The sequence below is a fragment of the Streptomyces sp. ADI95-16 genome (genome assembly GCF_003721495.1).
Classification (GTDB): Bacteria; Actinomycetota; Actinomycetes; order Streptomycetales; family Streptomycetaceae; genus Streptomyces; species Streptomyces goshikiensis.
The window spans coordinates 1,034,922-1,059,185 of the sequence record NZ_CP033581.1; the positions used below are offsets into that span (position 1 = coordinate 1,034,922).

Annotated in this window: 1 protein-coding gene (cut by a window edge); it reads right to left on the bottom strand. The window is 72.3% G+C overall.

Going from position 1 to position 24,264, the window contains the following annotated elements:
- Positions 1–24,264, bottom strand: the 3' portion of a protein-coding gene (locus EES41_RS42270; RefSeq protein WP_123082251.1) for a type I polyketide synthase. Its footprint extends 10,152 nt past the window's final position; 24,264 of the gene's 34,416 nt are visible here — the last part of the coding sequence; its start codon lies beyond the right edge, outside the window; its stop codon occupies positions 1–3.

Sequence of the window (24,264 nt, forward strand, 5' to 3'; positions counted from 1 at the left end):
TCAGAATTTTCCGAATTCGTTGTTGATGATGTCGAAGAGGTCCTCGGCGGACGCCGATTCGATGGCGCTCTCCTCGTCCTCCAGGGGGTGGGCGGCCCGTTCCGTCCGGTTCCAGTGCGCCAGGAGCGCTTCGAGCCGTGCCGTCACGCGACCGCGTTCGGCGGCGTCGTCGCCCTCGGCGACCGACGTGAGGAGGAACTCCAGCCTGTCGATCTCCGCGAGCGCCGGAACCTCGGGCGCCGTGTCCTCGCCGAGCAGCTCCGCGCGGATGTGCGCGGCCAGGGCGGCGGGGGTGGGGTGGTCGAAGACCAGGCTGGCGGGCAGCCGCAGTCCGGTGGCGGAGCCGAGCCGGGTGCGCAGTTCGACCGCGGTGAGCGAGTCGAATCCGAGCTCCTTGAACGCGCGGCCCGCCTCGACCGTGGCGGCCCCGTCGTGCCCGAGGACCGCCGCGACGTGCGTACGGACCAGACCGAGCAGGGTCCGTTCGGCCTCGTCGGCGCCCATCCCCCGCAACTCGCCGGCCAGCCGGGCCGCTTCGCCCGCGGTGTCGTCTCCGGCAGCGGAGCCGGAGCCGCCCGCGCCGGGCTGCTCCGCGGCGAGCGCGCGGCGCACCTCGGGGAGGTCGGCGATCAGCGGGCGCGGCCGGGCGGCCGTGAAGGCCGGGGCGAACAGGGCCCAGTCGACGTCGGCGACGGTCACGGTCGTGTCGTCCGCGTCCAACGCCTGCTGGAGCGCGGTGATCGACAGCTCCGGCGCCATCACGGGCAGGCCGCGGCGGCGCAGTTGACCGGCCGCTTCCTCGTCGGCGACCAGACCGCCCTCGCCCCACGGACCCCAGGCGACGGCGGTGGCCGTCAGCCCGCGGGCCCGGCGGCGCTGCGCCAGGGCGTCGAGGTGGGCGTTGGCCGCCGCGTAGGCGCCCTGCCCGCCGCTGCCCCAGACACCGGCGATGGAGGAGAAGAGGACGAAGGCGTCCAGCTCCGTGTCACCGAGCAGCGCGTCGAGGTGCTCGGCCCCGGCGACCTTCGCGGCGAGGACCGCGGCGACTTCGTCCGGGCCGGTCTCGGCGAGCGGCGCGAACTGGCCGACGCCCGCCGTGTGGAAGACGGCGGTCAGGCCGGGACCGGAGGTGTCCTCGCGGAGGGCGGCGAGGAGTTCGCCGACGGACCGCCGGTCGGTCACGTCGCACGCGACGGCCGTGGCCCGCGCCCCGAGCGCGGCGAGCTCCGCGACCAGGGCCTCGATGCCCGGCGCCCGCGGCCCTCGACGGCCGGCCAGCACCAGGTGCTCGGCGCCCTGGGCGGCGAGCCAGCGGGCGACGTGAGCGCCGAGCGCGCCCGTGCCGCCGGTGACCAGGACGGTACCGCGGGCCCGCCAGGGGGCGCGGTCGGCCCCCGCGTCGCCGCCGGCTCCGGCCGCCGGGGCGGCGTGGCCGATGCGGCGGGCGAGGAGACCGGCGGAACGTACGGCGACCTGGTCCTCGTACGCGGTCCCGGTCTCGGTCCCGCTCCCGGCCGTGGCGGCCGCGCGGCCGCCGGCGAGTACGGCGAGCAGCCGGTCGAGCGCCCGGGCGTCCACGCCGGCGGGCAGGTCCACCAGACCGCCCCAGCGCTCGGGGTGCTCCAGTGCGACCACCCGTCCGAAGCCCCAGATCTGCGCCTGCGCGGCACTGCGCACCCGGTCGGAAGGACCGGTCGCGACGGCCCCGGTGGTCACGCACCACAGCGGGGCGTCGACCCCTGCGTCGCCGAGGGCCTGTACGAGCGCCCCGGTCAGCAGCAGACCGGCGGGCGCGGCCGGATGGGCCGGGTGCGGGGCCTCGGCGAGCGCCAGCAGGGACAGCACCCCGTCGGCCCGGTTCCCGGCGAGCGCCGCACCCAACCGCTCGGCCACGACGGCCCGGTCGGTGGCGGCCGCGTCCAGCGCGACCTCCCGTACGTCCACGCCCCGCGCCCGCAGCGCGTCCGCGATCTCCGGGAGCCCGGAGCCGGCGGTCTCGGCGGTGGTGGCGGTGACGACGAGCCAGGTACCGGACGGACGGGAGCCGTCCGGCTCGCCCAGCGGCTTCCAGGTCACCCCGTAGCGCCAGCCGTCGACCACCGACCGGTCCGCGCGCCGGCGACGCCAGGCGGACAGCGCCGGCAGTACGGCGCTCAGCGGCTGGTCGGCGTCGATCTCCAGGGTGGCGGCGAGGGCGTCGAGGTCGGCGTTGTCGACGGCCTCCCAGAACGGGGCGTCCACCACGGCGGCGGATCCCGCACCGGACTCGACCGCCGACGGGCGGGGAGCCTCCTCCAGCCAGTACCGCTTGCGCTGGAAGGCGTAGGTGGGCAGGTCGACGCGACGGGCGGCGGTACCGGAGTAGAACGCCGTCCAGTCGACGGTGACGCCGTGGACATGAGCCCGCGCGAGGGCCGTGACGACGGCCTCGGCCTCGGGCCGGCCCTTGCGGAGGACGGGCACGAACAGGGCGTCCTGCTCGGTGCAGTCCTGGGCGAGCGCCGACAGCACCCCGTCGGGACCGAGCTCGACGAACGTCGTGACCCCGGCGGCTTCCAGGGCGCGGATGCCGTCGAGGAAGCGGACGGCTTCGCGGACGTGCCGGACCCAGAAGTCGGCGGAGCCCATCTCGTCGGTGACGAGCGCGCCGGTCAGGTTCGAGACGACCGGGACGCGCGGGGACCCGTAGGACAGGCTCTCGGCCACCTTGCGGAAGTCGGCGAGCATCCCGTCCATGTGCGGCGAGTGGAAGGCGTGGCTGACGGTCAGCCGCTTGGACTTGCGGTCCGGGAAGGCAGCCGCGACGGCGACGGCGGCGTCCTCGTCACCGGCGACCACGACGGCCTCCGGGCCGTTGACGGCGGCGATGCTGACACGGTCGGTCAGCAACGGCAGGACCTCCTCCTCCGAGGCCTGGACCGCGACCATCACCCCGCCGGACGGCAGCGCCTGCATCAGACGGCCCCGGGCCGCGACCAGCGCGCACGCGTCCTCCAGCGAGAACACCCCCGCCACATGCGCGGCGGCGATCTCACCGATCGAGTGCCCGGAGAGGAAGTCCGGCCGCACACCCCACGACTCCAGCAGCCGGAAGAGCGCCACCTCGATGGCGAACAGCGCCGGCTGGGTGAAGCGCGTCTCGTCCAGCAGGGCCCCATCGGACCCGAACAGTGCTTCCTTCAGGGGCAGTTCGAGATGGGCGTCCATCCGGGCGCAGATCGCGTCGAGCGCGTCGGCGAACACCGGGTACGTGTCATAGAGCTCACGCCCCATCCCCGGCCGCTGGCTCCCCTGCCCGGTGAACAGGAACGCCGAGGCACCTGCGGACACCGTTCCGTGCGCCACGCCCGCCGCCTGCTCGCCGGCCACGAGGGCCCGCAGAGCGGCCAGGAACTCGTCCCGCTCCCCCGCGACCACGACGGCGCGGCGCTCCAGGGCAGACCTGGAGGTGGCCAACGAGTAGGCCACATCGGCGGGTTCGAGGAGCTCGTTCGAGGTCACGGTCGCCAGCAGGCGCTCGGCCTGGGCCCGCAGAGCGGCCTCGCTCTTCCCGGACAGCACCCACGGCACGGCGCCGGGCCGCTGCTGCGGAGCCACGGGCGGCTCCACGTCGAGGACGTCCGGTGCCTGCTCGATGATGGTGTGGGCGTTGGTGCCGCTGAAGCCGAACGAGGAGATACCGGCCCGGCGCGGACGCCCGGTCTCGGGCCACGCCTGCCGCTCGGTGAGCAGGGCGACCTCGCCCGTGCTCCAGTCGACGTGCGGGGTGGCCTCGTTCACGTGCAGGGTCTGCGGCAGCACCCCGTGCTGCATCGCCAGCACCATCTTCATCACACCGGCGACACCGGCCGCGGCCTGCGTGTGACCGATGTTGGACTTGATGGAGCCGAGGAGCAGCGGCTGGTCGGCCGGCCGCTCCTGGCCGTACGTGGCCAGCAGCGCCTGCGCCTCGATGGGGTCACCGAGCCGGGTACCCGTGCCGTGCGCCTCGACCGCGTCGACCTCGGCGGCCGACAGACCGGCGCTCGCGAGGGCCGCGCGGATCACGCGCTGCTGCGAGGGCCCGTTGGGGGCCGTCAGGCCATTGCTGGCACCGTCCTGGTTGATCGCGGAACCCCGCACGACAGCCAGCACCGGGTGCCCGTTGCGCTGCGCATCCGACAGCCGCTCCACGAGCAGCATGCCGACGCCCTCGCCCCAGCCCGTGCCGTCCGCGTCGGCGGAGAAGGCCTTGATCCGACCGTCCTCCGCCAGCCCGCGCTGACGGCTGAAGTCGATGTACGCGCCCGGCGACGACATGACGGTCACGCCACCGGCCAGAGCCATGTCGCACTCGCCGTTCCGCAGCGCCTGGATCGCCCAGTGCAGAGCGACCAGCGAAGCCGAGCAAGCGGTGTCGACGGTGACCGCCGGACCTTCGAGACCGAAGGCGTAGGACAGGCGGCCGGAAACGACACTCGCCGCGTTGCCGGTACCGAGGAAGCCCTCGATCCCGTCCGGAAGAGCCTGCAGCGTCGCGCCGTAGTCCTGGCCGTTGGTGCCGATGAAGACACCGGCCTGGCTGCCGCGCACCGAGGACGGTGCGATACCCGCCCGCTCGAAGGCCTCCCACGAGGTCTCCAGCAGCAGCCGCTGCTGCGGGTCCATCGCGAGGGCCTCGCGCGGCGAGATCCCGAAGAAGTCGGCGTCGAACTCGGCGGCGTCGTAGAGGAAGCCGCCCTCGCGGGCGTAGAACGTGCCCTGCCGGTCCGGGTCGGGGCTGTAGAGGCGGTCGAGGTCCCAGCCGCGGTCGACGGGGAACTCGCCGATGGCGTCACCACCGGCCGCCAGCAGCTGCCAGAGGTCCTCCGGGGTCCGCACGCCGCCGGGGAAGCGGCAGCTCATCGCGACGATCGCGATGGGATCGTCGGCCACGGCCGTGACCGTCGGGGCGGTCATCTGGACTTCCGAACCCAGCAGCTCGTCCCGGAGGAACGCCGTGATGGCGGCGGCCGTCGGGTAGTCGAAGATCAACGTGGCAGGCAGGCTCACACCTGTCGCGGCCCCCAGCCGGTTGCGCAGCTCAACCGCGGTCAGCGAGTCGAAACCAAGCTCCTTGAAGGCACGTTCGGCTCCCACCGTCTCCGCACCCTCGTGGCCGAGGACAGCGGCCACGTGCGTACGGACCAGGCCGAGCAGCTCCCGCTCCAACTCGACGGCGCCCAGACCGGCGAACCGGTCGACCGACGAACCGGTGCCGCCTGCGGTGCGGGCAACGGGCCCGGCGGGCCGGACCTCAGCCAGCTCGGCCAGTTCGGCGAACAGGCTGCTCGGACGCACGACCGTGAAGGCCGGCCCGAACCGCTCCCAGTCCACGTCCGCGACCAGCAGGGCCGCATCGGAGGAGGAAGCAACACTTCGCCGCAGCACGGCCATCGCCGTGTCGGGCGCCATGGGCGGCAGCCCCTCGCGCCGCATCCGCGCGTCCATCGCCTCGTCGGCGGCCATACCACCCTCGGCCCACGGACCCCACGCGAGCGAGGTCGCCGCCAGCCCGGCAGCACGACGCTGCTCGGCCAGGGCATCCAAGTACGCATTCGCAGCGGCGTAGTTGCCCTGCCCAGCAGCACCGGTCACACCGCTCATCGAGGAGAACAGCACGAACGCGGAGAGCTCGATGCCGAGTTCGGCGGTCAGCTCGTGCAGGTTGAGGGCGGAGGTCGCCTTCGCTCGCAGCACGCTCTCGAAACGCTCGGGCGTGAGGGCGTCGAGAACGCCATCGTCAAGCACACCGGCGGTGTGAACGACAGCGGTCAGCGTCTCGGCCTCGGCCGCCAGCAGCGTACGAAGCGCATCCCGGTCAGCGGCGTCACACGCCACCACCGACACGTCCACACCCAGCCCGGACAGCTCCCCGGTGAGTTCCGCGGCGCCCGGAGCATCCGCGCCCCGACGGCTGGTCAGCACCAGGCGCTCCGCACCCGAAGCGGCCAGCCAGCGGGCGACCCGGCCACCCAGAGCACCCGTACCGCCGGTCACCAGGACCGTCCCGGACGGCGTCCACGAACCCGTGTCGCCACCCACAGCCCGGACGACCCGACGCCCGAAGACACCGGACGACCGGACCGCGACCTGGTCCTCGCCGGACCCGGCGAGAACACCGACCAGTCGGGCCATGGCCCGCTCGTCCCAGACCTCGGGCAGATCGATCAGACCGCCCCAACGCTCGGGCAGTTCCAGAGCGGCCACGCGCCCCAGACCCCATGTCTGTGCCTGAACCGCCGACACCAGACGGTCAGAACGGCCGACGCTCACCGCACCACGGGTCAGGCACCACAGCGGCGCCTCCACCCCGGCAGCACCCAACGCCTGCACCAGAGAAGCCGTCGAGACGACCCCAGCCGCCTCATCCAGCGCGAGCAGCGACACCACACCAGCGACAGAACCGACATCGGAGAACAGACCGACACGGTCCGCACCGGCCTCGACGACCACCCGCCGGACCTCGGCACCACGACCGGCCAGGGCATCGACGACAGTCGTGTCATCCACACCCTCGGACGGCACCACCACCAGCCACGACCCCGACAGCCGCACACCGGAAGCCGCAGCATCGGTCAGCGGCTTCCAAGAGACGCGGTAGCGCCAGCGGTCCACCTCGGACTGGGTCCGCAGGCCACGACGCCACGCCGACAGAGCCGGCAGGGCCGGCAGAACCGTGTCCCAGGCGTTCTCGTCGTCCATGTCCAGCGTGGCCGCGAGCGACTCCATGTCCTCGCGCTCCACGGCGTCCCAGAAGCGCGAGTCCAGCTCGTCGGCGACGCCGCTCCGGGTCACCCCCGCCATCTGCAGCCAGTACCGCTGCCGCTGGAAGGCGTACGTCGGCAGTTCGACGGACCGGGCATCCGAACCGACGAAGAACTCATGCCAGTTCACCTTCAGGCCGCGTACATGGGCCTGTGCGGCCGCTGCGACCATCGCCTCGGTCTCAGGACGTCCGTTCCGCATCACGGGTACGAAGGCAGCGCCCTCACCGGTCAGGCACTCCTGGCCCATGGCCGAGAGCACTCCACCCGGACCGAGTTCGAGGTACGTCGTGACCCCGGCGTCTTCCAGGGCGCGCACACCGTCGAGGAAGCGGACGGCGTCGCGGACGTGCCGCACCCAGAACTCCGCCGAGCCCATCTCGTCAGTGACCAGCGCACCGGTCAGGTTGGAGACGATCTGGATGCGCGGGGCCCCGAACGACAGCCCCTCGACCACCTGACGGAAGTCCTCCAACATGCCGTCCATGTGCGGCGAGTGGAAGGCGTGGCTCACGGTCAGCCGCTTGGACTTGCGGTCGGCGAACGACTCCGCCAGAGCGACCGCGGCGTCCTCGTCACCGGCAATGACCACCGAGCGCGGACCGTTGACGGCCGCGATGCTCACCCGGTCGGTCAGCAGCGGCAGGACCTCGTCCTCCGACGCCTGCACCGCGATCATCACGCCACCGGACGGCAGCGCCTGCATCAGGCGACCGCGCGCCGCGACCAGCGTGCACGCGTCCTCCAGCGAGAACACCCCGGCGACATGCGCGGCGGCGATCTCACCGATCGAGTGACCGGACAGGAAGTCCGGCCGCACGCCCCAGCTCTCCATGAGCCGGAACAGCGCCACCTCGACGGCGAACAGGGCCGGCTGCGTGTACCGCGTCTCGTCCAGCAGAGCCGCATTCGTCCCGAACAGCACGTCCTTCAGCGGCAGTTCAAGGTTGAGCTGCTCGCACACCGCGTCGAGCGCGGCCGCGAACACCGGGTAGGCGTCGTACAGCTCACGCCCCATGCCGAGCCGCTGGCTGCCCTGACCGGTGAAGAGGAAGGCGAGCTTCCCGGCGACGGGCGAGCCCTCGACGAGCGTGGCCGTCGAGCGGCCTTCCGCCAGCGCGGCCAGTCCGGCCAGCAGACCCTCACGGTCGGCGGCCACGACAGCCGCACGGTCCTCGAACGAGGCCCTGTTGGCCGCCAGCGACCACGCGACGTCGACCGGACGCACGTCAGGCGCGGCCAGAAGGTGTGCCTGGAGTTCCCGTGCCTGGGCCCGCAGGGCGTCCTCGCCCTTCGCGGACAGCACCCACGGCACGACCGGCAGCTGAGCGGCGGATTCGGGCTCCGCCCGCTCCAGGACCGGCGGCTGCTCGATGATGGTGTGGGCGTTGGTGCCGCTGATACCGAATGAGGAGATGCCGGCCCGGCGCGGACGCCCGGTCTGCGGCCAGTCCATCGCTTCCGTCAGCAGGCTGACGTCACCGGCCTCCCACTCCACCTGGGTCGACGGGGTGTCGACGTGCAGGGTCTGCGGGAGTACGCCGTGGCGCATCGCCATGATCATCTTGATGATGCCCGCGACACCGGCGGCGGCCTGGGTGTGACCGATGTTCGACTTGATGGAGCCGAGCAGCAGCGGCAGGCCTTCGGGCCGGTCCTGACCGTAGGTGGCCAGCAGCGCCTGCGCCTCGATGGGGTCACCGAGCCGGGTGCCGGTGCCGTGGGCCTCGACGGCGTCCACCTCGGCGGTCGACAGGCCCGCGCTGGCGAGGGCCTGGCGGATGACGCGCTGCTGGGACGGGCCGTTCGGCGCCGTCAGACCGTTGCTCGCACCGTCCTGGTTGATCGCGGAGCCGCGCACCACGGCCAGGATGGGGTGGCCGTTGCGGAGGGCGTCCGACTGGCGCTCGACCAGGAGCATGCCCGCGCCTTCGGCCCAGCCGGTGCCGTCAGCGGCCGCCGCGAAGGACTTGCAGCGGCCGTCGGCGGACAGACCGCGCTGGCGGCTGAAGTCGACGAACGTCTCGGGAGTGGCCATGACGGCCACACCACCCGCGAGAGCCATGTCGCACTCGCCGCCCCGCAGCGCCTGGATCGCCCAGTGGAGAGCGACGAGGGAGGACGAGCAGGCCGTGTCGACCGTGACCGCCGGGCCCTCCAGACCGAAGGCGTACGAGACACGGCCCGAGGCGATGCTGCCGGAGTTGCCGGTGCCGAGGTACCCCTCGACGCCCTCGGGCAGCTCCTCGCCGTTCCCGTAGCCCGTCGCGTAGTCGTGGTACATGACGCCGGCGAAGACGCCGGTGCGGCTGCCGCGCAGCGTGGCCGGGTCGATGCCGGCCCGCTCGAAGGCCTCCCACGAGGTCTCCAGGAGGAGCCGCTGCTGCGGGTCCATCGCGAGGGCCTCACGCGGCGAGATGCCGAAGAAGGCGGCATCGAACTCGGCGACGTCGTGCAGGAAGCCTCCCTCACGCGTGTAGGAGGTACCCACGTGGTCGGGATCCGGGTGGTACAGGGCCTCGACGTTCCAGCCACGGTCCGTCGGGAAGGCGGTGACGCCGTCCCCTCCCGAGGCGACGAGCTGCCACAGCTCCTCGGGCGTCCGCACCCCGCCGGGGTAGCGGCAGCCCATGCCGACGATCACGATCGGATCGTCCGTGACGTCCACGGCGGCCCGGACCGGCGTCAACACCCCGCGCGAACCGTCCTGGTCACCGGATCCACCGGTCACGGCGAGCTCGGAGAGCAGGTGCCGGGCCAGCGCCGCAGGCGTCGGGTAGTCGAAGATCAGCGTGGGAGGCAGCCGGAGGCCGGTCTCGGCCTTCAGTACGTTGCGCAGTTCCACGGCGGTGAGGGAGTCGAAGCCGAGGTCGCGGAAGGCCCGCTCGGCGTCGACCGCGTCGGCACCGGTGTGGCCCAGTACGGCAGCCACACGTCCGCAGACCAGATCCAGCAGCACACCCTCGTGCTCCGCGACCGGCAGCGCCAGCAAGCGGGCCGTCAGCGGGGACCCGGACTCGGCGCCGCCGTCCCGACGCGTCGCGGTGCGGCGCGCGGGAACGCGTACGAGGGCACGCAGCAGGGCCGGGGTCGCGCCCGCCGAGACCGCCTGTGCGCGGAGTACGGCGAGGTCGAGGCGGATCGGCATCAGTACGGCCGAGTCCACCGTCATGGCGGTGTCGAAGAGCCCAAGCCCCTCGTCGGCGCCCAGTGCGCCCACACCGTCCCGCGCGATACGCCGCAGGTCGGCCTCGTCGAGCCGCGAGGCCATGCCCTCGCCGCTGCTGCCCGCCTGCGGAGCCCACAGACCCCAGGCCAGCGAAACAGCGGCCAGACCCTCAGCCCGACGCTGCTCGGCGAGCGCCTCCAGGAACGCGTTCGCGGCAGCGTAGTTGGCCTGCCCCGCCGCACCGAAGGCAGCAGCCGCACCCGAGAACAACACGAACGCGGAGAGGTCAAGCCCCTGGGTGAGTTCGTGCAGGTTCCAGGCGGCGTCGACCTTCGGCCGCAGCACCGAAGCAACCCGGTCCGGCGTCAGCGACGACAGGACACCGTCGTCCAAGACGCCCGCCGTGTGAATCACGGCCGTCAACGGGTGCTCAGCCGGCACCGACGCCAGCAGCTCGCCCAGTGCCTCGCGATCGGCGATGTCACACGCGACAAGCTCCGCACGGGCGCCCAGTCGGGCCAGCTCCGCGATCAGCTCATCGGCACCATCGGCGGCAGGACCCCGACGGCTGACCAGCAGCAGCCGCTCAGCGCCATAGGCGGTCACCAGGTGCCGGGCGAACAAACGACCCAGACCACCCGTCGCACCGGTCACGAGTACGGTCCCGGAGGGGTCACCGAGTACGACCGGCGAGTCGGCGATGCTCTCCGATGACGGCACGCGCACCAGACGCGGCACACACACCACACCGCTACGGATCGCCAGCTCGAACTCGCCCGCCGCCAACGCGGCGGGCACCGCCGCCAGCGACGCCTCGTCGACATCCAGCATGAGCAGCTGCCCGGGGTTCTCCGACTGCGCCGAACGCAGCAGACCACGCACCGCGCTGCCCGCAAGATCCCGGACACCCTCGCCAGAGCCGACGGCCACCGCACCGGACGTCAGCCACACCAGACGAGTCGTAGCGAACCGCTCGTCAGCCAGCCACTCCTGGACCACCGCCAGGGCGTCATTCACCGCCGTGTGAACCGAGCCGATCGTGTCAGCGGTGCTCGCCGACGCGGTCGGAAGGACGAACACGGCGTCCGGGGCCGGCTCACCGGCGGCAAGCGCCGCACCGAGCGCGGTCACGTCGGCGTACTCCGTGACCTCGGCACCCGTGCTGCTGCCCAGTCCGATCTCGTCCCGGCCCAGCACACCCCACCGGAGACCGGCGGGAGCGGAAACCGTGGCCACGGGCGCGGGCAGCCATTCCACGCGGAACAGCGACTCCAGATGACCGGCTCCTGCCGCGCTGACCTGGTCCGAAGAGGCCGGGCGGAGCATCAGCGACTCCACCGCCGCCACCGGTCGCCCGGTCTCGTCCGCGACGAGCAGCGCCAGGGTGTGCGGGTCACCTGCGGAATTCGGGGTCAGACGCATGCGGAGTGCCGAGGCGCCCACGGCATAGAGCGAGACACCGGCCCAGGAGAACGGCAGCAGTGCACCGGAAGCACCCTGCTCGGCGGGGTCTCCGTGACCGATGGCGTGCAGACCCGCGTCCAGGAGCGCCGGGTGCAGCCCGAACCGGGCCGCGTCCCCGCGCCCGTCCTCCGGAAGCACCACCTCGGTGAACAGTTCACCGTCGCGCCGCCAGGCGGCCTTCAGCCCCTGGAACAGCGGCCCGTACGCCATTCCGTCACCGGCCAGCTCCGCGTAAAGCCCGTCGATGTCGACCGGCGCGGCGCCCGCGGGCGGCCACGCGGCGAGCTCGCCGAATTCCTGCGAAGCCTCAGGCTGCGCGCCGGCGGCCAGCACACCCGACCCGTGACGCGTCCACGGCTCCTCCGCGAGCGCGTCCTGACGGCGGGAGTACACGCTGAACGGCCGACGCCCAGGCGCCATGGGGGCCTCGACTACGAGCTGGAGCTGCACACCACCCCGCTCGGGCAGAACGAGCGGCGCCTCAAGCGTCAGCTCCTCCACCACATCGCACCCGACCTCGTCACCGGCACGAATCGCCAGCTCCACGAAAGCCGTACCCGGCAGCAGAGCACTGCCGAGGATCATGTGATCGGCGAGCCAGGGGTGCGTGTCGAGAGACAGCCGCCCGGCGAGAAGCACACCCTCGGAATCGGCGAGCGCCACCGCCGCACTCAGCAGCGGATGCCCGGCATCACCGAACCCGATCGCTTCCGGATCCCCAGCGGCGAACAACGCCGCACTCGGCCAGAACCGCTGCCGCTGGAACGCATACGTAGGCAGATCAACACGCCGCGCACCACTGCCAGCGAAGTACGCCGCCCAATCGACCTCGGCGCCATGGGCATGAGCCTGGCCGAGGGTGGTGACGAGGGTCTCCACCTCGGGCCGGCCCTTGCGGAGCACGGGCATGAAGAGGGCGTCGCTGTTCTCATCGGCCAGGCAGCCCTGGGCGAGCGCGGACAGCACCCCGTCGGGACCGAGCTCGACGTACGCCGTCACACCCGCGGCTTCCAGGACGCGGATGCCGTCGAGGAAGCGGACGGCGTCGCGGACGTGCCGGACCCAGAACTCGGCCGAGGCCATCTCGTCGGAGACGACCGAGCCCGTCAGGTTGGAGACGATCTGAATGCGCGGGGCCTCGAACGACAGCCCCGCTACCACCTGGCGGAACTCATCGAGCATCCCGTCCATGTGCGGCGAGTGGAACGCGTGGCTCACGGTCAGCCGCTTGGACTTGCGGTCGGCGAACGACTCCGCCAGAGCAACCGCGGCGTCCTCGTCACCGGCGATGACCACGGACCGGGGACCGTTGACGGCCGCGATGCTCACCCGGTCGGTCAGCAGCGGCAGGACCTCGTCCTCCGAGGCTTCGACCGCGATCATGACCCCACCGGCCGGAAGGGCCTGCATCAAACGACCACGCGCCGCGACCAGCGCACACGCGTCATCCAGCGAGAACACTCCGGCGACGTGCGCGGCGGCGATCTCACCGATCGAGTGACCGGACAGGAAGTCCGCCCGCACACCCCAGCTCTCCACGAGCCGGAACAGCGCCACCTCGACCGCGAACAGCGCGGGCTGCGTGTACTCCGTACGGTCCAGCACGGCGGCATCCGACCCGAACAGCACGTCGGCCAGGGGCAGTTCGAGGTGGGCGTCCATCCGGGCGCAGATCGCGTCGAGCGCGTCCGCGAAGACCGGGTGGGCGTCGTAGAGCTCACGCCCCATGCCGAGCCGCTGGCTCCCCTGCCCGGTGAACAGGAACGCCGTGCCGCCGACGGCGGCCGTTCCGTGCGTCACGCCCGCCGTCTGCTCGCCGGCCGCGAGGGCCCGCAGAGCGGCGAGGAACTCGTCCCGCTCCCCCGCGACCACGACGGCCCGGCGCTCCAGGGCGGACCTGGAGGTGGCCAACGAGTAGGCCATGTCAGCGGGTTCGAGGAGCTCGTCCGAGGTCACGGCCGCCAGCAGGCGCTCGGCCTGCACTCGAAGGGCCGCCTCGTTCTTCGCGGACAGCACCCACGGCAGGACCCCGCCGGGCCGCTCCTGCGGCTGTACGGGCGGCTCCACGTCGAGGACGTCCGGAGCCTGCTCGATGATGGTGTGGGCGTTGGTGCCGCTGAAGCCGAACGAGGAGATACCGGCCCGGCGCGGACGCCCCGTCTCCGGCCAGTCCCGCTGCTCGGTCAGCAGCTCGACCTCACCCGCCGTCCAGTCGACGTGCGGGGTCGGCTCGTTCACGTGCAGGGTCTGCGGCAGCACCCCGTGCTGCATCGCCAGCACCATCTTGATGACGCCCGCGACACCGGCGGCGGCCTGGGTGTGACCGATGTTGGACTTGATCGACCCCAGCAGCAGGGGCTGCTCCTCGGCGCGCTCCTGGCCGTAGGTGGCGAGCAGTGCCTGCGCCTCGATGGGGTCACCGAGCCGGGTACCCGTGCCGTGCGCCTCGACGGCGTCCACCTCGGCGGCCGACAGACCGGCGCTCGCGAGGGCGGCGCGGATGACGCGCTGCTGCGAGGGCCCGTTGGGGGCCGTCAGGCCATTGCTGGCACCGTCCTGGTTGATCGCCGAGCCCCGCACCACTGCGAGCACCGGGTGCCCGTTGCGCTGCGCACCCGACAGCCGCTCCACGAGCAGCATGCCGACACCCTCGCCCCAGCCCGTGCCGTCCGCGTCGGCGGAGAAGGCCTTGATCCGGCCGTCCTCCGCCAGCCCGCGCTGACGGCTGAAGTCGATGTACGCGCCCGGCGACGACATGACGGTCACGCCACCGGCCAGAGCCATGTCGCACTCGCCGTTCCGCAGCGCCTGGATCGCCCAGTGCAGAGCGACCAGCGAAGCCGAGCAAGCGGTGTCGACGGTGACCGCCGGACCTTCGAGACCGAAGGCGTAGGACAGCCGGCCGGAAACGACACTCGCCGCGTTGCCGGTGCCGAGGAAGCCCTCGATCCCGTCGGGTACGGAGTGGAACGTCGCGTCGTAGTCCTGGCCGTTGGTGCCGATGAACACACCGGCCTGGCTGCCGCGCACGGCGGCGGGGTCGATCCCGGCGCGTTCGAAGGTCTCCCAGGTGGTCTCCAGGAGGAGCCGCTGCTGGGGGTCCATCGCGAGGGCCTCGCGCGGCGAGATGCCGAAGAAGTCGGCGTCGAAGTCGGCGGCGTCGTAGAGGAAGCCGCCCTCGCGGGCGTAGAACGTGCCCTGCTGATCGGGGTCGGGGCTGTAGAGACGGTCGAGGTCCCAGCCGCGGTCGACGGGGAACTCGCCGATGGCGTCCCCACCGGTCGCCAGCAGCTGCCAGAGGTCCTCGGGAGTGCGTACCCCGCCGGGGAAGCGGCAGCTCATCGCGACGATCGCGATGGGGTCGTCGTCCACGGCCGTGACCGTCGTGGACACCGGCCCGGCGATCCGGGCCTGGGTTCCGAGCAGTTCGTCGCGGAGGAACGCCGTGATGGCAGAGGCGGTCGGGTAGTCGAAGATCAACGTGGCCGGCAGGCTCACGCCAGTCGCGGCTCCGAGCCGGTTGCGCAGCTCAACCGCGGTCAGCGAGTCGAAGCCGAGCTCCTTGAACGCGCGTTCGGCGCCCACCGTCTCCGCACCCTCGTGCCCGAGGACAGCGGCCACGTGCGTACGGACCAGGCCGAGCAGCTCCCGCTCCAACTCGACGGCAGCCAGGCCGGCGAACCGGTCGACCGACGAACCGGTGCCGGTTGCGGCACCTTCAGCGGCGGGCCGGGTCTCGGACAGCTCGGCGAAGAGCGTGCTGGGGCGTGCCACGGTGAAGGCGGGCCCGAACCGCTCCCAGTCCACGTCCGCGACCAGCAGAGCCGCGTCCGCGGACGGGACCACGCTCTGTCGCAGCACGGCCATCGCCGTGTCCGGCGCCATGGGCGGCAGCCCCTCACGCCGCATCCGCGCGTCCATCGCCTCATCGGCGGCCATACCGCCCTCGGCCCACGGACCCCAAGCAATCGAGGTCGCCGCCAGCCCGGCGGCACGACGCTGCTCGGCCAGAGCGTCCAAGTACGCGTTCGCAGCGGCGTAGTTGCCCTGACCAGCAGCACCGGTCACACCGCTCATCGAGGAGAACAGCACGAACGCGGAGAGCTCGATACCGAGTTCGGCGGTCAGCTCGTGCAGGTTGAGGGCGGACGTCGCCTTCGCCCGCAGCACTCCCTCGAAACGCTCCGGCGTCAGGGCATCCAGCACACCGTCATCGAGCACACCAGCGGTGTGAACGACAGCCGTCAGGCCCTCGGCCTCGGCCGCCAGCACCGTACGAAGGGCATCCCGGTCGGCAGCGTCACACGCCACCACCGACACATCAACGCCCAGCCCGGACAGATCCGCCACCAGCTCAGCGGCGCCCGGAGCATCCATGCCCCGACGGCTGGTCAGCACCAGCCGCTCCGCACCGGCACCGGCCAGCCACCGCGCGACCCGACCACCAAGAGCACCCGTGCCACCGGTCACCAGGACCGTGCCGGACGGCGTCCACGACTCCGCGTTCCCAGCGGTGGAACGGACCAGACGACGCCCGAAGACACCAGAGGAGCGCACTGCGACCTGGTCCTCGCCAGAACCAGCGAGAACACCCACCAGTCGGGCCATGGCCCGCTCGTCCCACACCTCGGGCAGGTCGACCAGACCGCCCCAGCGCTCGGGCAGTTCCAGAGCGGCGACCCGACCCAGACCCCACGTCTGAGCCTGCACCGCGGACACCAGACGGTCCGAACGGCCCACACTCACCGCACCACGGGTCAGGCACCACAGCGGCGCCTCCACCCCAGCCGCACCCAACGCCTGCACCAGACCGGCCGTCACGGCAACACCCGCCGCCTCATCCAGCGCGAGCAGCGACACCACACCAGCGACAGAACCGAGATCGGAGAACAGACCAGCATGGTCGGCACCGGCCTCGACGACCACCCGCCGGACCTCAGCGCCACGACCGGCCAGCGCTGCCACCACCGGCGCGTCATCCACGCCCTCGGACGGCACCACCACCAGCCACGACCCCGACAGCCGCACACCGGCAGCCGCAGCATCGGTCAGCGGCTTCCAAGAGACGCGATAGCGCCAGCGGTCCACCTCGGACTGGGTCCGCAGGCCACGACGCCACGCCGACAGAGCCGGCAGAACCGCACTCCAGCCGTTCTCGTCGTCCATGGCCAGCGTGCCGACGAGCGACGCTACATCCTCGCGCTCCACCGCGTCCCAGAAGCGGGAGTCCACGTCATACCCGGCGCCGCTCCGGACCGCACCCGTCAGCTGCAGCCAGTAGCGCTGCCGCTGGAACGCGTACGTCGGAAGCTCAACGGATCGGGCACCCGTACCGGCGAAGAACGCGGACCAGTCCACCTCCACACCACGCGCATGCGCCTGCGCCACGGCCGTGACCAGCGTCTCCGCCTCACCACGACCCGCACGCAACACCGGCACGAACGCAACATCCGCAGCCCCGGCCAGGCAGTCCTGGGCAAGCGCCGACAGCACACCCTCCGGCCCCAACTCCACGAACGACGTGACGCCCGCCGCCTCCAGAGCACGCACGCCATCCAGGAAGCGGACCGCTTCACGGACGTGCCGCACCCAGAACTCGGCGGAACCCATCTCGTCGGTGACCAGGGCGCCGGTCAGGTTGGAGACGACCGGGATACGGGGGGCGCCGAACGACAGCCCCGCCACCACCTCGCGGAAGTCCTCCAGCATGCCGTCCATGTGCGGCGAGTGGAACGCGTGGCTCACCGTCAGCCGCTTCGACTTGCGGTCCGGGAACGCCTCCGCGACGGCAAGAGCCGCGTCCTCGTCACCGGCGACGACCACCGAACGCGGACCGTTGATCGCCGCGATGCTCACGCGATCCGTCAGCAGCGGGAGGACCTCGTCCTCCGAGGCCTGCACGGCGATCATCACGCCACCGGACGGCAGCGCCTGCATCAGGCGACCGCGCGCCGCGACCAGCGTGCAGGCGTCCTCCAGCGAGAAGACCCCCGCCACGTGCGCGGCGGCGATCTCACCCACGGAGTGACCGGACAGGAAGTCCGCCCGCACACCCCAGCTCTCCATCAGCCGGAACAACGCCACCTCAACCGCGAACAGCGCCGGCTGCGTGAACTCCGTACGGTCCAGAACCTCTCGGTCGCCCCCGAACAGGGCTTCCTTCAGAGGCAGTTCCAGGTTGAGCTGCTCGCACACCGCGTCGAGCGCGGCCGCGAACACCGGGTAGGCGTCGTACAGCTCACGCCCCATGCCGAGCCGCTGGCTTCCCTGACCGGTGAAGAGGAAGGCGAGCTTCCCGGCGACGGGCGAGCCCTCGACGAGCGTGGCCGTCGAGCGGCCTTCCGCCAGCGCGGCCAGTCCGGCCAGCAGACCCTCACGGTCGGCGGCCACGACAGCCGCACGGTCCTCGAACGAGGCCCTGTTGGCCGCCAGCGACCACGCGACATCGACCGGACGCGCACCCGGAGTGGACGTCACGTGGGAGTGGAGCTGGCGCGCCTGCGCCCGCAGGGCGTCCTCGCCCTTTGCCGAGAGCACCCACGGCACCGCCGGAAGCAGAGCGGCGGATTCGGGCTCCGCCCGCTCCAGGACCGGCGGCTGCTCGATGATGGTGTGGGCGTTGGTGCCGCTGATACCGAACGAGGAGATGCCGGCCCGGCGCGGACGCCCGGTCTGCGGCCAGTCCATCGCCTGCGTCAGCAGGCTGACGTCGCCGGCCTCCCACTCCACCTGCGTCGACGGCGCGTCGACGTGCAGGGTCTGCGGGAGCACGCCGTGGCGCATCGCCATGACCATCTTGATGATGCCCGCGACACCGGCCGCGGCCTGCGTGTGACCGATGTTCGACTTGATCGAGCCGAGCAGCAGCGGCCGGCCCTCCGGCCGGTCCTGACCGTACGTCGCCAGCAGCGCCTGCGCCTCGATCGGGTCCCCGAGCCGAGTACCCGTACCGTGCGCCTCCACCGCGTCGACATCCACGGCCGACAGACCGGCGCTCGCCAGAGCTTCACGGATAACGCGCTGCTGGGACGGGCCGTTCGGCGCCGTCAGACCGTTGCTCGCACCGTCCTGGTTCACCGCCGAACCCCGCACCACGGCCAGGATCGGGTGGCCGTTGCGGAGGGCGTCCGACTGCCGCTCCACGAGGAGCATGCCCGCGCCCTCAGCCCAGCCCGTGCCGTCGGCGGCCGCCGCGAAGGACTTGCAGCGGCCGTCGGCGGACAGACCGCGCTGGCGGCTGAAGTCGACGAACGTCTCCGGAGTGGCCATGACGGCCACACCACCCGCGAGAGCCATATCGCACTCGCCGCCCCGCAGCGCCTGGATCGCCCAGTGCAGAGCGACCAGCGACGAGGAGCACGCCGTGTCGACCGTCACCGCAGGGCCTTCGAGGCCGAAGGTGTAGGCGATCCGGCCGGAGGCGATGCTGCCGGCGTTGCCGGTGCCGAGGTAGCCCTCGACGCCCTCGGGCAGTGCGTCGCCGCTGCCGGCGCCGTCCCCGAGGCCGAAGCCTGTGACGTAGTCGTGGTACATGACGCCGGCGAAGACACCGGTACGGCTGCCGCGCAGCGTGGCCGGGTCGATGCCGGCCCGCTCGAAGGCCTCCCACGAGGTCTCCAGCAGCAGCCGCTGCTGCGGGTCCATCGCGAGGGCCTCACGCGGCGAGATCCCGAAGAACGCCGGGTCGAAGTCGGCGACGTCGTGCAGGAAGCCGCCCTCACGCGTGTAGGAGGTACCCGCGTGGTCGGGATCCGGGTGGTACAGGGCCTCGACGTTCCAGCCACGATCGGACGGGAAGGCGGTGACGCCGTCGCCACCCGTGGCCACCAGCTGCCACAGCTCCTCGGGCGAGCGGACGCCGCCGGGGTAGCGGCAGCCCATGCCGACGATCACGATCGGATCGTCCGTGACGTCCACGGCGGCCCGGACGGGCACCCGTACACCGTCCCGGGCACCGAGGCCCCCGGTCACGGCGAGCTCGGCCAGCAGGTGCCGGGCCAGTGCGACGGGCGTCGGGTAGTCGAAGATCAGCGTCGGGGACAGCCGGAGGCCGGTCTCGGCCTTCAGTACGTTGCGCAGTTCCACGGCGGTGAGGGAGTCGAAGCCGAGGTCGCGGAAGGCCCGCTCGGCGTCGACCGCGTCGGCACCGGTGTGGCCCAGCACGGCAGCCACCCGTCCGCAGACCAGATCCAGCAGCACACCCTCGTGCTCCGCGACCGGCAGCGCCAGCAAGCGCGCCACCAGGGGCGATCCGGCGTCCGCGCCACCGCCGGTCCGCCGCTCCAGCGTCCGGCGCGCCGGCACCCGGACCAGACCCTTCAGCAGGGCCGGGGTCGAGCCAGCCGAGACCGCCTGCGCACGCAGTACGGCGAGGTCGAGGCGGATCGGCATCAGTACGGCCGAGTCCACCGTCATGGCGGTGTCGAAGAGCCCAAGCCCCTCCTCCGCACCCAACGCGCCCACACCGTCCCGCGCGATACGCCGCAGGTCGACCTCGTCGAGCCGCGAGGCCATGCCCTCACCGCTGCTGCCCGCCTGCGGAGCCCACAGACCCCAGGCCAGCGAAGCGGCCGGCAGGCCTTCAGCCCGACGCTGCTCGGCGAGCGCCTCCAGGAACGCGTTCGCGGCAGCGTAGTTGGCCTGCCCCGCCGCACCGAACGCGGCAGCCGCACCCGAGAACAACACGAACGCCGACAGATCCAGATCCCGCGTCAGCTCGTGCAGGTTCCAGGCGGCATCCACCTTCGGCCGCAGCACCGAAGCAACCCGCTCCGGCGTCAGCGACGACAGGACACCGTCGTCCAGCACACCCGCCGTGTGAACCACAGCGGTCAACGGGTGCTCGACCGGGACCGACGCCAGCAGCGCGGCCAGCTCACCCCTGTCCGCGATATCGCAGGCCACGAGATCCGCGTGAGCGCCCAGCCGGGCCAGCTCCGCGATCAGCTCATCGGCGCCGTCGGCGGCAGGACCCCGACGGCTGACCAGCAGCAGCCGCTCAGCGCCGTACGCGGTCACCAGGTGCCGGGCGAACAAACGGCCCAAACTGCCGGTGGCGCCCGTGACCAGGACGGTCCCGGACGGGTCACCGAGTACGACCGGCGAGTCGGCGATGCTCTCCGATGACGGCACGCGCACCAGACGCGGCACACACACCACACCGCTACGGATCGCCAGCTCGAACTCGCCCGCCGCCAACGCGGCCGGAACCGCCGCCAGCGACGCCTCGTCCACGTCCAGCATGAGCAGCTGCCCGGGGTTCTCCGACTGCGCCGAACGCAGCAGACCACGCACCGCGCCACCCGCCAGATCCCGGACACCCTCACCGGAACCAACGGCCACCGCACCGGACGTCAGCCACACCAGACGAGTCGTAGCGAACCGCTCGTCAGCCAGCCACTCCTGGACCACCGCCAGAGCGTCATTCACCGCCGTGTGAACCGAGCCGATGACATCGGCGCCCCGCACGGGAGCGGACGGCACGACGAACACGGCATCGAATGCCGGCTCACCGGCCACGAGCGCCGCACCGAGCGCAGCCGCGTCGGCGTACTCGGTCACCTGGGCGCCCGTGCTGCCGGCCAGCCCGATCTCGTCCCGGCCCAGCACACCCCACCGGAGACCGGCGGGAGCCGTGGCCACAGGGGCGGGAACCCACTCCACGCGGAACAGCGACTCCAGGTGACCGGCACCGGCGGCGCTGACCTGGTCGGCCGAGGCCGGGCGCAGGGTGAGCGACTCGACGGCTGCGACGGGGCGCCCGGTCTCGTCCGCGACCAGCAGGGCCAGGGTGTGCGGGTCGCCCGCGGAATTCGGGGTCAGACGCATGCGCAGCGAAGAGGCGCCCGCCGCGTAGAGGGAGACGCCGGCCCAGGAGAAGGGCAGCAGCGCACCAGTGGCCGCCTGCTCGGCGGGGTCTCCGTGGCCGATGGCGTGCAGACCCGCGTCCAGGAGCGCCGGGTGCAGCCCGAACCGGGCCGCGTCCCCACGCCCGTCCTCCGGAAGCACCACCTCGGTGAACAGCTCACCGTCGCGCCGCCAGGCAGCCTTCAGCCCCTGGAACAGCGGCCCGTAGGAGACACCGGCCTGCGCCAGGTCCGTGTACAGCCCGTCGATGTCGACGGGCACGGCGCCGGCGGGCGGCCAGGCAGCGAGGTCGGCGAAGGCAAGCGAGGCCTCCGGCCGGGCGCCGGCAGCCAGCACACCGGATCCGTGCCGGGTCCAGGACTCCTCGGCGAGGGCATCACGGCGGCGGGAGTACACGCTGAACGGCCGACGGCCGGGCTCCGTGGGGGCTTCGACGACGAGCTGGAGCTGCACACCGCCCCGCTCGGGCAGAACGAGCGGCGCCTCAAGCGTCAGCTCCTCCACCACATCGCACCCGACCTCGTCACCGGCACGAATCGCCAGCTCCACAAAGGCCGTACCCGGCAGCAGAGCGCTGCCGAGGATCGTGTGGTCCACGAGCCACGGGTGGGTCTCCACCGACAGCCGGCCGGCAAGGAGCACGCCCTCGGAGTCGGCCAGCGCCACCGCCGCACTCAGCAGCGGATGCCCGGCATCACCGAACCCGATCGCTTCCGGATCCCCAGCGGCGAACAACGCCGCACTCGGCCAGAACCGCTGCCGCTGGAACGCATACGTCGGCAGATCAACACGCCGCGCACCGCTCCCCGCGAAGTACGCCGCCCAATCGACCTCGACACCGTGAACGTGCGCCCGGGCGAGGGCCGTCACGAGGGTCTCCGCCTCGGGGCGGCCGGCGCGGAGGGCGGGGGCGAAGGTGGTGTGGGTGGTGTCGGTCAGGCAGTCCTGGGCGAGGGCGGACAGCACCCCGTCGGGACCGAGCTCGACGTACGCCGTCACACCCGCGGCTTCCAGAGCGCGCACACCGTCGAGGAAGCGGACCGCCTCGCGGACGTGCCGCACCCAGAACTCGGCCGAAGCCATCTCATCGGTGACCAGGGCGCCGGTCAGGTTGGAGACGACCGGAGTGTGCGGGGCCTCGAACGACAGCCCCTCAACCACCTGGCGGAAGTCCTCCAACATGCCGTCCATGTGCGGCGAGTGGAAGGCATGGCTCACGGTCAGACGCTTGGACTTGCGGTCCGGGAACGCGTCCGCGACGGCGACCGCCGCGTCCTCGTCACCGGCGACGACCACCGAACGCGGACCGTTGACCGCGGCGATGCTCACGCGATCCGTCAGCAGCGGCAGAACCTCCTCCTCGGAGGCCTGCACGGCGATCATGACCCCACCGGCCGGGAGGGCCTGCATCAAACGACCACGCGCCGCGACCAGCGCACACGCGTCATCCAGCGAGAACACTCCGGCGACGTGCGCGGCGGCGATCTCACCGATCGAGTGCCCGGAAAGGAAGTCCGCCCGCACACCCCAGCTCTCCACGAGCCGGAACAGCGCCACCTCGACCGCGAACAGTGCGGGCTGCGTGTACCGCGTCTCGTCCAGCAGGCTCGCGTCCGACCCGAACAGCACGTCCTTCAGCGGCCTGTCGAGCACCGCGTCCAGCTGTGCGCAGACCGCGTCGAGCGCGTCCGCGAAGACCGGGTGGGCGTCGTAGAGCTCACGGCCCATCCCGAGCCGCTGGCTCCCCTGGCCCGTGAACAGGAAGGCGGTACGTGCGTCACCGGCCGTTCCCGTGGTGATGCCGGCCACGGACTCACCGGCGGCGAGGCGCGCCAGGGTCTCCCGCAGGTCCTGGCCGTCTGCGACGGTCAGGACGAGGGCCGCGCGCTGGTCGAGGTGTGCGCGGCTCGTGGCGAGGGAGTAGGCCAGGTCCACCGCGTCCACGCCGCCGTCGGCGCCCTCGGCCGCGTCCAAGTGCGCGGTGAGGGAGGCCGCCTGCGCCCGTACGGCTTCCTTGGTCTTGCCGGAGAGGAGGTACGGGAGGACACGGGCCGGTCGCACGGCCGGCTGGGCGTCGGCGGGCGCCGACTGCTCGGTGTCCGGGGCCTGCTCGATGATGGTGTGGGCGTTGGTGCCGCTGATACCGAACGAGGAGATGCCGGCCCGGCGCGGACGGCCAGTCTCGGGCCATTCCCGCTGCTCGGTCAGCAGCTCGACCTCGCCCGCCGACCAATCCACGTGCGGGGTCGGCGCGTCCACGTGCAGGGTCTGCGGAAGCACCCCGTGGCGCATGGCCATGACCATCTTGATGATGCCCGCGACACCGGCCGCGGCCTGCGTGTGGCCGATGTTGGACTTGACCGAACCCAGCAGCAGCGGCAGTCCCTCCGGCCGCTCCTGGCCGTACGTCGCCAGCAGCGCCTGCGCCTCGATCGGGTCACCGAGACGAGTACCCGTACCGTGCGCCTCCACCGCGTCGACCTCGGCCGCCGACAGACCGGCGCTCGCCAGCGCCTGACGGATCACCCGCTGCTGCGAAGGCCCGTTCGGCGCCGTCAGACCATTGCTCGCACCGTCCTGGTTGATCGCCGAACCCCGCACGACAGCCAGCACCGGGTGACCGTTGCGCTGCGCATCCGACAGCCGCTCCACGAGCAGCATGCCGACACCCTCGCCCCAGCCCGTGCCATCGGCACCCGCGGCGAACGCCTTGATCCGGCCGTCCTCCGCCAGCCCCCGCTGACGACTGAAGTCGATGAAGTTCTCGGGCGTCGACATGACGGTCACGCCGCCGGCCAGCGCCAGCGAGCACTCGCCCTGCCGCAGCGCCTGGATCGCCCAGTGCAGGGCGACCAGTGAGGAGGAGCAGGCGGTGTCCACCGTCACGGCGGGGCCTTCGAGGCCGAACACGTACGAGACGCGGCCGGACATGACGCTGCCGGCGTTGCCCGTGCCGACGTGGCCTTCCAGGCCGTCCTG